General features: G+C 58.7%; 12 protein-coding genes. 9 read left to right on the plus strand and 3 right to left on the minus strand.

The window, feature by feature from the left end:
- The first annotated feature begins 29 nt into the window (after positions 1 to 29).
- Both AC2FFA_RS04440 and ispG read left to right on the plus strand, forming a co-directional pair.
- Positions 30 to 1,235 (plus strand): helix-turn-helix domain-containing protein, encoded by a 1,206-nt coding sequence (locus AC2FFA_RS04440; protein ID WP_299893949.1) that lies wholly within the window; start codon positions 30 to 32, stop codon positions 1,233 to 1,235.
- Positions 1,236 to 1,306: 71 nt separating this feature from the next.
- Positions 1,307 to 2,428: a flavodoxin-dependent (E)-4-hydroxy-3-methylbut-2-enyl-diphosphate synthase gene (ispG, locus tag AC2FFA_RS04445; protein ID WP_171723081.1), complete on the plus strand. Its 1,122-nt coding sequence runs from the start codon at positions 1,307 to 1,309 to the stop codon at positions 2,426 to 2,428.
- Between the two features lie 18 nt (positions 2,429 to 2,446).
- Here the strand turns inward: ispG and AC2FFA_RS04450 are convergent, their stop codons facing one another.
- From AC2FFA_RS04450 to AC2FFA_RS04460, 3 genes are read right to left on the minus strand one after another with little or no spacing between them, the layout of a single operon-like run.
- Positions 2,447 to 3,517: an agmatine deiminase family protein gene (locus AC2FFA_RS04450; RefSeq protein ID WP_496850192.1), complete on the minus strand. Its 1,071-nt coding sequence runs from the start codon at positions 3,515 to 3,517 to the stop codon at positions 2,447 to 2,449.
- Between the two features lie 24 nt (positions 3,518 to 3,541).
- Positions 3,542 to 4,300 carry a DsbA family protein gene (locus AC2FFA_RS04455; protein ID WP_496850194.1) on the minus strand — a complete coding sequence of 253 codons (759 nt, stop codon included), beginning with the start codon at positions 4,298 to 4,300 and terminating at the stop codon, positions 3,542 to 3,544.
- Positions 4,297 to 5,679 (minus strand): M48 family metalloprotease, encoded by a 1,383-nt coding sequence (locus AC2FFA_RS04460; protein WP_496718532.1) that lies wholly within the window; start codon positions 5,677 to 5,679, stop codon positions 4,297 to 4,299. The genes AC2FFA_RS04455 and AC2FFA_RS04460 overlap by 4 nt, the downstream gene beginning before the upstream one ends.
- Here AC2FFA_RS04460 and AC2FFA_RS04465 point away from each other — a divergent pair.
- The 7 genes from AC2FFA_RS04465 to AC2FFA_RS04495 all read left to right on the plus strand — a co-directional run bounded on the left by AC2FFA_RS04465 (position 5,678) and on the right by AC2FFA_RS04495 (position 14,552).
- Complete coding sequence (locus AC2FFA_RS04465) at positions 5,678 to 6,841, plus strand: pyridoxal phosphate-dependent aminotransferase (protein ID WP_496850195.1); 1,164 nt, start codon at positions 5,678 to 5,680, stop codon at positions 6,839 to 6,841. The two genes, AC2FFA_RS04460 and AC2FFA_RS04465, sit on opposite strands and share 2 nt — an antisense overlap.
- 66 nt (positions 6,842 to 6,907) lie before the next feature.
- Positions 6,908 to 8,128, plus strand: coding sequence for an N-acetylmuramoyl-L-alanine amidase (locus tag AC2FFA_RS04470; protein ID WP_117868660.1), 1,221 nt, complete (start codon positions 6,908 to 6,910; stop codon positions 8,126 to 8,128).
- 94 nt (positions 8,129 to 8,222) lie between these two features.
- Positions 8,223 to 10,712, plus strand: a complete 2,490-nt coding sequence (locus AC2FFA_RS04475) for a penicillin-binding protein 1A (RefSeq protein ID WP_496850197.1) — start codon at positions 8,223 to 8,225, stop codon at positions 10,710 to 10,712.
- A gap of 15 nt (positions 10,713 to 10,727) precedes the next feature.
- Positions 10,728 to 11,120 carry a RidA family protein gene (locus tag AC2FFA_RS04480; RefSeq protein ID WP_496850198.1) on the plus strand — a complete coding sequence of 131 codons (393 nt, stop codon included), beginning with the start codon at positions 10,728 to 10,730 and terminating at the stop codon, positions 11,118 to 11,120.
- Between the two features lie 94 nt (positions 11,121 to 11,214).
- The gene (gene prfB, locus AC2FFA_RS04485) at positions 11,215 to 12,342 is read left to right on the plus strand and encodes a peptide chain release factor 2 (protein WP_496850200.1); all 1,128 of its coding nucleotides are present in this window, start codon (positions 11,215 to 11,217) and stop codon (positions 12,340 to 12,342) included.
- Between the two features lies 1 nt (position 12,343).
- Positions 12,344 to 13,048 carry a M50 family metallopeptidase gene (locus AC2FFA_RS04490; protein ID WP_496850201.1) on the plus strand — a complete coding sequence of 235 codons (705 nt, stop codon included), beginning with the start codon at positions 12,344 to 12,346 and terminating at the stop codon, positions 13,046 to 13,048.
- A gap of 103 nt (positions 13,049 to 13,151) precedes the next feature.
- Positions 13,152 to 14,552: an amidase gene (locus tag AC2FFA_RS04495; RefSeq protein ID WP_496850203.1), complete on the plus strand. Its 1,401-nt coding sequence runs from the start codon at positions 13,152 to 13,154 to the stop codon at positions 14,550 to 14,552.
- Positions 14,553 to 14,562: the final 10 nt, after the last annotated feature.

Genomic DNA, 14,562 nt, shown 5'->3' on the forward strand with positions numbered 1-14,562 from the left:
TACGCGACAGGCAGAATGGGGCAGCAGGGATGATTGGGCGCAGATCTCAGCGCGATTCCGAAGAGGACGTAGATGTCAGACCAAAAGGGTTTGATGACTATGAGATTCGCCTAGGCGACAAGATGCGCGGTGAACGCGCTACGATGGGCAAATCCCTTCTGGATGTTCAGCGCGAGTTGCGGATCAAAGCCAACTATATCGCTGCAATTGAAAACGCCGACCCCGATGCGTTTGATACACCCGGCTTTATCGCCGGGTATGTGCGTTCCTACGCACGCTATCTGGGCATGAACCCCGATGAGACCTTTGCGTCTTTCTGCCAGGAAAGCGGATTCGAGGTCGCGCATGGCATGTCCGCCGAAGCCTCGGTGGTGCGGAAGCCTTCAGGTGCTCTGCCCGCACGCGGCCCAATGGGGCGTGACCCGTTCATCTCTCCCAACACGCCTTTTATTCCGGGCAAGGAGCCTCTGGTCAGCCAGATCGAACCCCGTGCCATTGGTTCGTCACTGGTATTGCTGGCGGTGATTGGTGGCATCGGCTATGGCGGCTGGGCTGTTCTGAACAGAATTCAGCAAGTACAGGTCAGCCCGGTTGAACAAGCTCCGGTGGTTTTGTCTGATCTGGATCCGCTGGATGCGGCGCGCAGCAACGCGTCAGATGATGCTGCACAGGTGGCAAGTGCCGAAGCATTGGACCGTCTCTATCGTCCGCAGGCACTGGATGTTCCGGTGCTGGTTGCGCGGGATGCTCCGATCTCTACGCTTGATCCGCGCGAGGTTGGAACTTTCCGCCCGCCCGAATTGCCGCAGTTCGAAGTGGCCGAACTGCACACAGTTGAAAAACCTGCCCTGCCGCAAGTGGTCGAACAGATCGACACCACGCTCAAGATCGTGGCTGTTGATCCGGCATGGATGCGCGTGACAGCTGCGGATGGAAGCGTCATTTTCGAAGGCACACTGGGTACCGTTGAGCAGGGCAGTGTGTTCGAAGTGCCCCTGACCGAAGAACCGCCGTCATTGCGTGCCGGCGCATCCGGATCAGTTTATTTTTCGATGAACGGTAAGCACTACGGCCCGGCGGGTGCTCCGGGCACTGTCGCCAAGGGTGTCGTTCTGTCGAAAGACGCCGTGTCCGAGGCCTATGCCGTCGCCGATCTTGAGGCGGAACAGAACAGCGCGCTCAAGCAACTGGTGGCGGAACTGCAAACCGAGGCGACAGAAACGCCCGCCGAGTGATCTAGCCATTGCGGTAACTCGGTTGCCGAACTATCTACAGTCGCAACTCAGGCAGACGCGGATCCGTCCTTATGTCCCTCAATCACGTACGCCCCTGGCGCGACATCTACCGTCGTAAATCCCGTCAAATTATGGTCGGTAACGTCCCCGTTGGTGGCGATGCGCCTATTGCCGTTCAGACCATGACCAACACGCTGACGACCGATGTGGCGGCGACCGTGGCGCAGGTGCAGGCGGCGGCTGAGGCCGGTGCAGATATCGTGCGTGTCTCGGTTCCTGATGAGGCGTCGTCCAAAGCGCTGAAAGAGATTGTCCGGGAAAGCCCCGTGCCCATCGTGGCGGACATTCATTTCCACTATCGGCGCGGCATCGAAGCCGCCGAAGCGGGGGCTGCCTGTCTGCGTATCAATCCCGGCAACATCGGTGACGAAACCCGCGTGAAAGAAGTCATCCAGGCTGCGCGCGACCACAACTGTTCAATCCGGATCGGCGTGAATGCAGGAAGTCTGGAAAAGCACCTGCTTGAGAAATATGGCGAGCCGTGCCCCGAGGCGATGGTCGAGAGCGGGCTGGAACATATCCGCATCCTTCAGGACAATGATTTTCACGAGTTCAAGATCAGCGTAAAAGCCAGCGACGTGTTTCTGTCCGCCGCGGCCTATCAAGGTATTGCCGAGGCGACGGATGCCCCCATCCACCTGGGCATTACCGAAGCGGGGGGGCTGGTCAGCGGTACGATCAAATCGGCCATCGGCCTTGGCAACCTGCTGTGGATGGGGATCGGCGACACGATCCGCGTTAGCCTGTCTGCTGATCCGGTGGAAGAGGTGAAGGTCGGGTTTGAAATCCTCAAATCTCTTGGCCTGCGCCATCGGGGCGTCAATATCATCTCATGCCCGTCCTGCGCGCGACAGGGTTTTGATGTCATCAAAACCGTCGAGGCGCTGGAACATCGCCTTGAACACATCAAGACGCCGATGTCCCTTTCGATCATCGGCTGCGTGGTCAATGGCCCGGGCGAAGCGCTGATGACCGATGTTGGTTTCACCGGCGGCGGGGCAGGGTCCGGCATGGTCTATCTGGCCGGTAAGGCCAGCCACAAGATGTCCAACGATCAGATGATCGATCACATCGTTGAAGAAGTCGAGAAAAAGGCGGCTGAACTGGACGCGGCGGCTGAAGCGGCTGAATAGTCGGGTTCTTCGCTACATCTAAAAAACCGGCATCTGTTGCGTGGCGCAATGGATGCCGCCGCCAAGTTCTCCCAGCACATCAACGTTAAGTGTTACGACGTCACGTCCGGGATAGTGTCTTGCAAGCGTTTCTAACGCGAACTGGTCTGTTTCCGCGTCTCCGAACCGGGCCGCAATCACGCCGCCGTTGCAGGCGTAGTAATTGGCGTAAGAGGCGACGAAGTCCGGGTTCTTGACGCGGCGGTAATGTGGTTCGGGTATCACGTCCATGTCCATGCCCGCTGCAACCAGACGATCATGGGTGTCCAACGCGGCCATGTGGAAAGGATCATGATTGTCCGGTCTATCCGGCAAGTTGATGATGCCGCGACCGGGGCCGGTAAAGCGGGCGAGACTGTCTATATGATAATCGGTGATATCTTCGCCCCAGACACCTTCGGACCAGATCATGCGCTTGGCCCCATAGGCCGCCAACAACCGTGCTTCGATCTCGTCGCGAGCGAGGCCGGGATTGCGGTTTTCATTCACCCACGAGCTTTCATGCGCCATAAGTGCCCCATGCCCATCCTGTTCGACACCACCTGCTTCGCCGATCAGTCCGGTCGGCTGCAGGGGCAGTCCCAGCCTTTCGGCCACTCTGTCGGCAATTTTCGCATCATGTGCGTGAACCTGCTTTCGCCCCCAACCATTGAACTGGATCTGTTTGACCGCAAGCTCGCCACGGTTGTTGATCGCGAACACCGGGCCTGCGTCCCGGCACCACAGATCTTCGGTCGGGACATCCCAAATCTCGATCGCCGCAGAAAGCTGTTTGCTGATATCTGCGTGGTATTCTGATCCGGCAAGCATTATGACGGGCTCAAAAGCAGAGATCGTGTTTGCGATTTCGGCAATGGTCCTCTGCACCATCTTCAGAAAAACGGGGTCGGGATGGACAGTGCGGCTGACCGGCCATTGCATGAAAGTACGATCATGCCGGGCTTCTTCGGCCGGGACGTAGAAGCCAGTCGCGGGCTGCGCAATAGACTGGTCAGAGAAACATGTGATGCCCAACGCTCCTCCGGCCATGAGAAATCCTCGCCGCTTCATGGCAGGCCGCCGACCAACCCTGCTTTAGCCGCGTTCGGCACGTATACCGTCAACGATCTGCTGCATCTGATCGGATGGCAAGAAGCCACGCAACATTTCGGTGCCCAGAACAAACGAAGGCGTGCCCGAGATCTGCATCCTCTGGGCCAGAGCGCGGGTGCGGGTGATCTCATCCGTGACGCGATCGCTGTCCATCGCCGCTATGATCTCGTCGCTGTTCAGCCCCAACCCGTCGGAGATGCGGCGCAGGGAAACTTCGCTTGGCTCACCGGTGAATTCCAACAGGGCATCATGAACCTGCTTGTACGCATCATCGCCCGCCACGTGTTTGGTAGCCACAGCAAAGCGTGAGGATAGCACGGACGCATCACCCAGAATTGGGAATTCCTTGATCACAAGGCGAATATTGCCGTCTTCGGCCAGCAGACTGGCCACTTCGGGAACGGCACGGCGGCAATAGCCACACCGGTAGTCCATGAACTCGACCAGAGTGATGTCGCCATCCGGGTTGCCGCCAACCCAGCTAAAGCCGTCATTGAACAGCTCATCCGCATTGGCGGCGACCAGCTCTTTATCCGCAGCGGCTTCGGCGACGGCATTGCGCTGTTCCAGAATGTTGATCGCTTCTACGATCACTTCGGGATTTTCCAGCAGGTATTCACGCACCTGAGCGCCAAATTCTATTTTCTCGGCATCGCTCATCGCGTTCAGGTCCAGCGCCTGCGCCGAGGTTGCCGCCATGGAAAGCCCCAGAAGGGCGGGTGCAGCATGTCTGAGGATCATTTCCGTTTCCTTTTGTCTTTGTTGAGTCGTTCCGACGCAATCAACACGTCTTGCGCCCTTTGCCAACCCGGTGAGCCTTCGGGCAGTCGCGCCACGGCGCGTTTCGCGTGGATTCCGGCATCTTCCAGCCGCCCTTGCAGCGCATACCGTTCCGCCGTCACGGTCGACGCCATACCATCATTACCAACCTGAGCATAGGCAACACCAAGATCCTGCAACAGCCTGGCGTTCCGGTAATCCCGGGCGCGGGCTTTTTCCAGCACGCTCAGGGCCTGTTTTGTTTGACCCTGCGCCAGCAACGCCCGCCCGTATCCAGCCAGGATCAGCGCATCGTTCGGAGCCATTTCAACAGCGTTTCCGTACGCTTCAACAGCCGCGCCTATTTGCCTGTTTTCCAAAAGAATTTGCCCCTTCAGGTCATAGTAGTACGGATCGTTTGGGCGCAGCACTAGGGCCTCGTCGATCGCATTGCGCGCGCGACCCAAATCACGGTTCTGATGATGGGCCGAAGCCTCTCGCATCAGGCGGATGTCTTGGGCGGTTTCCTCTTTGGCGCGCCGTAACGTCCAACTGGGTGAGCGCAAAAAGGCCGACAGCTTGCCTTTGACGCGGGCAAACCAGTAATCGGCATTGGCATTCTGAATTGCCTTGTCGCCAAACTCGTCCAGAAAGGCTTCGGCGGCGCGCAAACGTTCACGGCTGGTAGGGTGCGACCGCATATACGGGTCCTGGTTGGCGACGCTCAGCAATTCCTGACCTGCGAATTTCCTGTGCAGCTCCACCATGCCGCTGGGAGAAATTTGAGCCCATCGCAGATAGCTTGCGGCGCTTCGGTCAGCCGAAGCTTCTTCGGCGCGGGTATGACCCAGAAAGCTGCGGATTGCAGCGCCCTGGGTGCCAGCGGCAATACCAATGGCGGCTTCACCCCCGCCTGCCGCGGCCGCAAGCAGCGCCAAAGCTGTGCCAAGGCCAGCATTGCGCCGCGCGGCCTTCAGGTTTTCGGCGCGGCGGGCCAGATGGCCATTCGCGATATGCGCAGCCTCATGCGCGATCACCGCTTGCAGCATTTCGGGGCTTTCAACCGTTAGAATCAGCCCGTAATTCACATAGATCGCGTTGTAGTCGATGACGAATGCGTTGAACGTGTTGTCATTGACCACCAGGATTTGAACCCGGTTGGTGTTCAGACCTGCGGCACGCAGCACTGGAAACGCCAACTCGCGCAGCCCATGCTCGATATCGGGGTCGCGGATCAGGCTTTGCCCATGAGATTGCGTTGCCGCCGTCAGCCAGACGACAACCGACAGTATCAGAGCCGGGATTGACGTCAGCCGGGATACGCGTTCAAAAGCCATGGCTGCAACATGGGAGATGGGCATGAGAAACTCAACCCGGTCCGAGGTCGATCCCTTCATCGTGATGGACGTGATGGAGGCCGCGCGCCGTGCGGAAGAAGCGGGCCGCCATGTGATTCACATGGAAGTTGGACAGCCCGGAACCGGCGCACCCAAGGGCGCGACCGAAGCGCTGGCGAAGGCGATGGATCAAAGCCCGTTGGGTTATACGGTGTCCCTGGGGTTGCCTGCGCTGCGAAAGCGTATCGCGCGGCTTTATGGCGATTGGTATGATGTGGACCTGAACCCCGAGCGCGTGATCATCACGCCTGGATCGTCCGGCGGGTTTCTGCTGGCCTTCACTGCTTTGTTCGACAGCGGGGATCGGGTTGGAATCGGTGCGCCGGGATATCCGTCGTATCGCCAGATTCTCAGTGCACTTGGATTGGTACCGGTCGATTTGCCGACCGCGCCCGAGAACCGTCTGCAACCCGTTGCAGCGGATATTCAGGGAATGGGCCTGAAGGGTCTGATGGTGGCATCTCCGGCGAATCCTACCGGCACGATGCTTGATCACGCCGCCATGGGGTCGCTGATCGAAGCCGCACATGGGCAGGGGGCGTCTTTCATCAGCGACGAAATCTATCACGGTCTGGAATATGAAGCCAAGGCCGTGACAGCGCTGGAACTGACGGATGAGTGCTATGTGATCAACTCGTTCTCCAAGTACTTCTCGATGACCGGTTGGCGCGTGGGGTGGATGGTCGTGCCCGAGGATCAGGTGCGCGTGGTCGAGCGGATATCTCAGAACATGTTCATCTGTGCGCCGCATGCCAGTCAGGTCGCGGCACTGGCCGCAATGGACTGCGAGGATGAGCTGCAGGCCAATCTGGACGTGTACCGCCGAAACCGCGCCCTGATGCTGGAAGGACTGCCCAAGGCCGGCTTCACGAAAATCGCGCCGCCGGACGGGGCGTTTTACGTCTATGCCGACGTGTCTGATCTGACCGATGACAGCCGCGCATTTGCGGCCGAGGTTCTGGACAAGGCCGGTGTCGCGGTCACGCCGGGTCTGGATTTCGATCCGCAACGCGGTCATACGACGCTGCGGTTTTCCTATGCGCGTTCCACGGTCGACATTCAGGATGGGCTGGAGCGGTTGCGCGTGTTCATGACCGAGCGGAAGGTGATCGGGGAACCTGCCTGAGCCGTTCACAAATCACCCCTTGTGGTATAGGCTGCCGGACAAACGATCTCGGGAAAACTTGAGGCCATGAGCAGGATCATCTTTTGCATCGCCCTGATCTGGGCGCTGTGCGGCAGTGCCGTCGCGCAGGATTTCAGTGCGCTGGCACGCATTCATCCGGACAAAAGCCGTATCACGGATGTAGGGCGAACCGGCGTCAGGGTGGATATCGGCCTCAGTCAGGGGGTGCCGTACCGGATATTCACCCTTCAGGATCCGTATCGGATGGTTCTGGACTTCAACGAAGTGGACTGGACCGGGCTGAACCGAACGGATTTCCTGCAATCCGAACGTGTCAGTGGCGTGCAATTCGGGGCCTATGTTCCGGGTTGGTCGCGGCTGGTATTGGAACTGGGCGCGCCAATGGCCGTGGACACTGCCGAGCTGTCGGTTGCCGAGGATTCGGGGGCTGCGCTGCTGTCCCTCAACCTCAAGGGCACGGATTTTGACACGTTCAACGCAACCGCGGGTGCGCCGCGCAATCCGGGTTGGGACTTGCCGGAACCGGCAGACCTGCCGCAGGTACCTTCGCGCTCTGCGGACCGACCACTGCGCGTGATGCTCGATCCCGGGCACGGTGGTATCGATCCGGGCGCCGAGATAGACGGGGTTGATGAGAAAACTCTGATGCTGACTTTTGCGCGTGAATTGCGCGAAGTTCTATTGCGATCAGGTGGTTATGAAGTGGTCCTGACCCGCGTTGACGACCAGTTCGTCTCGTTGGAGCGGCGGATCACCTTGGCGCACCGGGCCGGCGCGGATCTGTTCATTTCGCTGCACGCGGATTCCCTGTCCGAAGGCCAGGCGCATGGCGCGGCGGTGTACACCCTGTCTGCGGATGCATCAGACGTGGCCAGTTCAAAACTCGCCGAACGACATGATCGGGGGGATTTGATTTCAGGTATCGATCTAAATGGCGCCGACGATCAGGTGGCCGATGTTCTGCTGGATCTTGCACGCCAGGAAACGGTGCCGCGGACAAAGCTGTTGGCCGGCGCGATCGCCAACGGAATGGCCCAGCAGGGCGGGCCGATGAATCGCAAACCGTTGCGGACCGCGTCGTTCTCTGTGCTCAAGGCGGCAGATATCCCGTCTGTTTTGATCGAGCTTGGATTCCTTTCCAGCCCCAGAGACCGGGAAAACCTAAGAGATTCGGAATGGCGGGCCAAAATGGCGCTGGGGATTTTTCAGGGGCTCGAAGACTGGCGTCAGCAGGATGTGATCCGCAAATCCCTGATTGGCCAGTGACCTTACGACGCAAAACGGCTAGAATACGCTTGGTGTTTTGACCCTTGGGCGGTGCAACACTATATAGGCACCACCGCGAGAAAAAGGCAGTAACGTGATCCGGTTCATTCTTTCGATTTTCGGGGCGATCTTCAGCATCGTCACCTTGGGTGTTTTCATGGTCGCACTGGTAATTGGTGCGGTGTTCTGGATGTATGGCCGTGACCTTCCCAGCCACGAATCTCTGGCCCAGTACAAGCCCCCAACTATCAGCCGTATCTATTCGGGCGAAGGGCAACTGATCGACGAATTCGCGCAGGAACGCCGCCTGTTCACACCGTCCGAGGATATCCCTGATCTGGTGAAACAGGCGTTTATTTCGGCGGAAGACAAGAATTTCTACACTCATCAGGGGTATGATCCGCGCGGCATTATTGCAGCAGGCGTTGAAGCAGTCCGCACCAAAGGTGGCACCGTGCGGGGGGCGTCAACCATTACCCAGCAGGTGATGAAGAACTTCCTGTTGTCGGGCGACCGCCGGGCAGAACGAAAGATCAAGGAAATCATCCTCGCCACCCGGCTTGAGGATACCCTGGACAAAGAGCAGATCCTTGAGCTTTACATGAACGAGATCTTTCTGGGTCAGAACTCGTACGGCGTGACGGCCGCAGCGCAGACCTATTTCAACAAAACCTTGCAGGAACTGGCCCCGCATGAGGCGGCGATGTTGGCTGCGATGCCCAAGGCACCGTCGGATTATCACCCGGTTCGGCAAAAGGAACGCCTGCTGGCCCGCAGAAACTATGTGCTGCGGGAGATGTACCAGAACGGTTACATTGATCAGGCGACCTATGAGTCAGAGGTCGACATGCCGTTGCGCTCGGTCCAGAACGGTGATTTCGAAAGCTTCCGCACCGCTTTGCCGCCGCGCGATTACTTCACCGATGAAATCCGTCGACAACTGAGCGAAGACTTTGGTGAAGGTGAATTCTTTACCGGGGGGTTCACGGTTCGTGCGTCGGTGGACGAGCAAATGCAGGTCGAGGCCGCAAAGGCCCTGCGCACGGCGTTGCAGAAATATGACCGGTCTCGCGGGAAATGGCGCGGCACCGGCGAAGTGATTCCGGAAGAGAAACTGGCAGATGAGGCGCAGTGGCGCGAGGCGCTGTCGATCCTGGAAATCCCGCGCGATGTGGTGCTGCCGACCCGCTGGTATCCTGCCGTGGTTCAGAATGTTTCGGATCAACAGCTTACCGTCGGGATCGAAAACGGACCTGCAGATGGCATCATTCCGCGGTCCGATATCAAATGGATGCAGGGTGATTTTGCTGCGAACTTCAAGCGCGGGGATGTGATCCTTGTTGTCGAGGGCGAAGAGGGGCAGTGGTCTGCCCGTCAAGTGCCCGAAGTTCAGGGCGGCTTTGTGGCGATGGATGTGAACTCGGGCCGCGTTCTGGCGATGCAGGGCGGGTTCTCGTATCAGGACACCGTGTTCAACCGCGCCACGCAGGCGCAGCGCCAGCCGGGGTCCAGCTTCAAGCCCTTTGTCTATGCTGCCGCGCTGGACAGCGGATACAGCCCCGCAACCATCGTTGTGGACGCGCCGATCGAGGTAAACACGCCGCAGGGCTTGTGGCGGCCCAAGAACTCGTCGAACAAGTTCTACGGGCCGACGCCCTTGCGTACCGGGATCGAGCAGTCGCGGAACCTGATGACCATCCGTCTGGCACAAGAAGTCACCATGCCGGTGGTTGCAGGTTACGCCGAACGCTTTGGCGTCTATGACCGGATGGGGGCGTTTCTTGCGAACTCGCTGGGGTCCGAAGAGACGACGCTGTACAAAATGGTCGCGGCTTATGCGATGTTCGCGAACGGCGGTGAGCGGGTTGAACCCACTCTGGTAGACCGTATTCAGGACCGGTTCGGCAAGACCATCTATCGTCACGATGACCGTCAGTGTCTGAATTGTAACTCGACCTGGCTGGAGCCCGACGAGGCCCCGACTCTTGTTACAGATCGCGCGCAGGTCATGGATGCCATCACCGCCTATCAGCTGACGTCGATGATGAAAGGCGTAGTTGATCGCGGGACGGCATCGCGCGTTGTGAACCTGCCGGTGCCGACAGCGGGCAAGACCGGAACCACCAACGAATCCAAGGATGCGTGGTTTATCGGGTTTACCTCGAACATCGTTGCGGGCTGTTACATCGGCTATGACCGTCCGCGCCCGATGGGTCGGGGGGCCTATGGCGGTACACTGTGTGGCCCGGTGTTCCAGAGCTTCATGGAAAAAGCTGTTGAGAAATACGGCGGCGGTCCGTTTAAGGTTCCGGAAGGTGGTCATTTCATAAAGATCGACCGTTTCAGCGGTGCCCGTCTGCCGGACGACGCCAGCGGCGACTATGTCGTGGCCGAATTCTTCCGCGACGGCGTCGATGGGTTTATCGACCGTGTCTATGACGGTGGTTTTGCAATTGGTTCCGACCTGCCTTTGTTCGAGGAAGTGCAGCGCGCAGGCGTTCAGGTTCAGACGTCAACGGGTGAAACCATCACGGTCGGGCCCAAGGCAACGCAAGGGGATCTGAGTACCGGTGGTCTTTACTGACAGGGACTGATCAAGTTGGGTAAGACACCCCTGATTCCGCAAACTTTGCTGGGTACGCCCGGGCAGCTAAGCATCTCCCCGGGTGTCATCTCGGGCGGGCACGTGTTTCTCACCGGTATGACGGGGAGCGCGGCAGACGGTTCAATGCCGTATGATCCGGAACTACAGTTCCGGAACGCCTTTTCCAAGATTGCCGAGGTGTTAAAGGAAGCGAACCAAGGTTTGGATTCTGTGGTCGAGATGACGACCTACCATGTTGAAATGCGAAAACATTTCGATCTGTTTGACCGTGTGCGCCTTGAGGTTCTGCCTGCGCCTTACCCGGCTTGGACCGCAGTTGAAGTTGCGGGACTTCGACGGGAGGGTGCCTTGGTTGAAATTCGGGCGATCGCACATCTTTCCGAGTGAGTCACGAGAGTCGCTCCATCCTTCCAGCCTGTCTTGTGGTGTCTCGCACCTCTTGCTATCACGCAGGCCTGATTGAGCAAGTTGGGACAAGACCATGCGCGCCGAAACCCAGAACATCATAGCGGAAATCGAAAAGTCGCTGGAGCTGCTGGCGCAGCGCATGGACTATGAGACCGCGCCGCATCGCCTTGAGGAATTCAATGCGCGTGTCGAAGATCCCAACCTGTGGGACAATCCCGAAAAGGCGCAGAAACTGATGCGCGAGCGGCAGATGCTAGTCGACGCGATCGAGACCTATGAGTCCATCAAAACCGATCTCAGCGACAATATCGAACTGATTGAGCTGGGCGAAATGGAAGAGGACGAAGAGGTCGTCCAGGACGCCGAGGCCGCGATCAAGACGCTGCGCGGCAAAGCCGCAAAGAAAGAGCTTGAGGCACTGTTGGACGGCGAGGCCGACAGCAACGACACCTTCCTCGAGATCAACTCGGGCGCAGGCGGAACTGAAAGCTGCGACTGGGCCTCGATGCTGGCGCGGATGTATGTGCGCTGGGCCGAAAAAAAAGGGTATACGGTCGAGCTTCAGTCCGAAACCCCGGGCGAAGAGGCAGGGATCAAATCTGCTGCGTACAAGATTTCCGGCCACAACGCTTATGGCTGGCTGAAATCCGAAAGCGGCGTACACCGGCTGGTGCGGATTTCACCTTTTGACTCCGCGGCCAAGCGGCACACCTCCTTCTGTTCGGTCTGGGTTTATCCGGTGGTGGACGACAATATCGAGATCGAGGTGAACCCTGCGGACATCCGCATCGACACCTACCGGTCATCGGGGGCGGGCGGTCAGCACGTGAACACCACGGACTCGGCTGTTCGGATCACGCACATTCCGACCGGGATTGTTGTGACCTCATCCGAGAAGTCGCAGCACCAGAACCGCGATATCGCCATGAAGGCTCTGAAATCGCGCTTGTATCAACTGGAACTGGACCGCCGGAACGCCGACATCAACGCAGCACACGAAGCCAAGGGGGATGCGGGCTGGGGCAACCAGATCCGGTCATACGTCTTGCAGCCGTACCAGATGGTCAAAGACCTGCGGACAAATTATGAGACCTCGGACACCAAAGGTGTGTTGGACGGCGATCTGGACGGGTTCATGGCGGCCACACTTGCCCTGAACGTTGCAGGCAAGAGCCGCTCCGAGGCGCAGGGCGACAGCTAGGGTGAAGCGTAACAGCCCTTTCCTGAACCTTCTGAAAGGGCATTGGCAGCTTATCCTGATCACAACTTTGGTCTTTTTGCTTTGGAACACACCGGTCGTGGTTCCGCTGAAGATACTGGTCGTCTTTTTGCATGAGTTGTCCCATGCCGTGACGATCCTGTTGACCGGCGGCTCTGTCGAAAGCTTTTCGATCTCATCGCAACAGGGCGGAGTGGTCGTCGGCCGGGGCGGCAACCGGTTTCTCAGCCTGTCTGCCGGATATCTTGGCTCACTGTTGCTCGGCATGGCCCTTTTGATCCTTGCCTTGCGAACAAAGGCCGACCGCGCAGTTCTGGCGGGTTTTGGCAGCGTCATGTGTCTTGTAGCAGTTCTGTATATCCGCGATCCGTTCGCCCTGGCTTTCAGCATCGGAACCGGGGCTGCGATGATCGCTACGGCGTGGTATCTGCGCCCGGATGTGAGCGATCTGGTGCTGCGCGTGATCGGATTGACCAGCATGATCTATGTCCCTTTCGACATCTTCGATGACACGATCCGACGGTCTGGTGCGCGTTCGGATGCATTCATGCTGGCCGAGGAGTTCGGCGGCTCCACCATGTTGTGGGGCGGGATCTGGCTGGTGCTCAGCTGCATGGCGATTGCTCTTTGCCTGCGTCACTGGCTTGGGGTCGACAGCAACCTGCATTTTCGCAGAGCAGCCCGCTGACATTGCCGCCTGGGACGTTATTGAAAAGATACATCCAAACAGTGGGTTTAAATGATCTGAACTGCCCGCTAGGCTGCTGGAAACAACAGCAGAATGGCGTGCCATGGACCTGACCCGGATATCGGCTACAAACCTTTTGAAACAGTTGGCCAGCCGGCAGGTTTCAGCCTCGGACGTGATGCAGGCCACACTTGATCGTATCGCCAAGGTCAACAGAGAAGTGAACGCCATCGTCGCACTGCGGGATGAAGGTGATTTGATGGCCGAGGCGCAGGCCTGCGACAATAGCCCTGTCACCGGTCCACTGCACGGTCTGCCGATTGCGGTTAAGGATCTTGTGAATGTAGCTGGTGTCGTCTCGTCTCAGGGTTCACCGATGTTCAAGGGCTTCGTGCCGGATACTGACGATCTGATTGCCACCCGGATGCGTGCCGCGGGTGCTATCCTGATCGGCAAGACCAATACGCCGGAATTTGGGCTGGGCTCACACACCTTCAACCCGGTCTATGGCGCAACGCGCAATCCGTATGACGCCGATTTCACCTGCGGCGGTTCGTCCGGCGGGGCGGCGGTTGCTTTGGCGACCGGCATGGTCGCATTGGCCGATGGCTCGGACATGATGGGCAGCTTGCGCAACCCGGCGGGCTGGAACAATGTTTACGGCTTTCGTCCAAGCTGGGGCAGGGTGCCTTCCGATCCCGTGGGCGACAGTTTTTTGCATCAGTTGTCGACACTGGGCCCCATGGCGCGCTGCCCCGAAGATCTGGGTGTTCTGCTCGACGTTATCTCGAGTCCGGACCCGCGCTTGCCGTTGGCCGCTAAAAGTGCCCCGGTATCCCCGGTGACCGCCGTAGATTTGCAAGGGCTGCGGATCGGGTGGCTTGGCGACTGGGGAGGCGCTTTTCCGACCGAGCCCGGTATTCTCGACATCTGCAAAGACGCGATGGACGTTTTCGAAACTCTTGGAGCGCGGGTCGAGGACATCGCCCCGCCTTTCGATGCTGAAAAACTATGGACCAGCTGGATCACCTTGCGGTCGTTCAGCGTGGCCGCAGGGCTCGAACCTTTGGCTTCGCAAAAAGAGCATTTGAAAGACACGGCACAATGGGAGCTGGATCGGGGTTTGGCGATGAGTGCGATGGACGTGCACCACGCCAGTGTCATCCGCTCGGAATGGTTTCGTTGCGCGGTGAAACTGTTCGAACAGTTTGACGCATTGGTTCTGCCTTCTGCTCAGGTCTGGCCGTTTTCGGTTGATTTGCCTTACCCGACAGATATCGCTGGCCGGGCCATGAATACCTATCACCGGTGGATGCATGTCACGGTACCGGTCAGCCTGATCGGCCTGCCTTGTATGGCTGCGCCTGCGGGATTTGGTGCACAGGGGCTTCCCATGGGGTTTCAACTGTTCGGACCCAGAGGCTCGGACCAGAAACTACTGTCGGTCGGAGCTTCATATCACGCCGAAACCAACTGGCCAAACAAGAGGCCGGCGATGCCGTAACGTCGGTCGG

The sequence above is a fragment of the Ruegeria sp. YTSB088 genome (assembly GCF_059609825.1).

Bases quoted from the DNA above. Each gene is read 5' to 3' on its own strand.
- AC2FFA_RS04470 (WP_117868660.1), top strand. From the start codon at position 6,908: ATGAGCAGGATCATCTTTTGCATCGCCCTGATCTGGGCGCTGTGCGGC.
- AC2FFA_RS04450 (WP_496850192.1), bottom strand. From the start codon at position 3,517: ATGAAGCGGCGAGGATTTCTCATGGCCGGAGGAGCGTTGGGCATCACA.
- AC2FFA_RS04455 (WP_496850194.1), bottom strand. From the start codon at position 4,300: ATGATCCTCAGACATGCTGCACCCGCCCTTCTGGGGCTTTCCATGGCG.
- AC2FFA_RS04440 (WP_299893949.1), top strand. From the start codon at position 30: ATGATTGGGCGCAGATCTCAGCGCGATTCCGAAGAGGACGTAGATGTC.
- ispG (WP_171723081.1), top strand. From the start codon at position 1,307: ATGTCCCTCAATCACGTACGCCCCTGGCGCGACATCTACCGTCGTAAA.
- prfB (WP_496850200.1), top strand. From the start codon at position 11,215: ATGCGCGCCGAAACCCAGAACATCATAGCGGAAATCGAAAAGTCGCTG.
- AC2FFA_RS04460 (WP_496718532.1), bottom strand. From the start codon at position 5,679: ATGCCCATCTCCCATGTTGCAGCCATGGCTTTTGAACGCGTATCCCGG.
- AC2FFA_RS04465 (WP_496850195.1), top strand. From the start codon at position 5,678: ATGAGAAACTCAACCCGGTCCGAGGTCGATCCCTTCATCGTGATGGAC.
- AC2FFA_RS04495 (WP_496850203.1), top strand. From the start codon at position 13,152: ATGGACCTGACCCGGATATCGGCTACAAACCTTTTGAAACAGTTGGCC.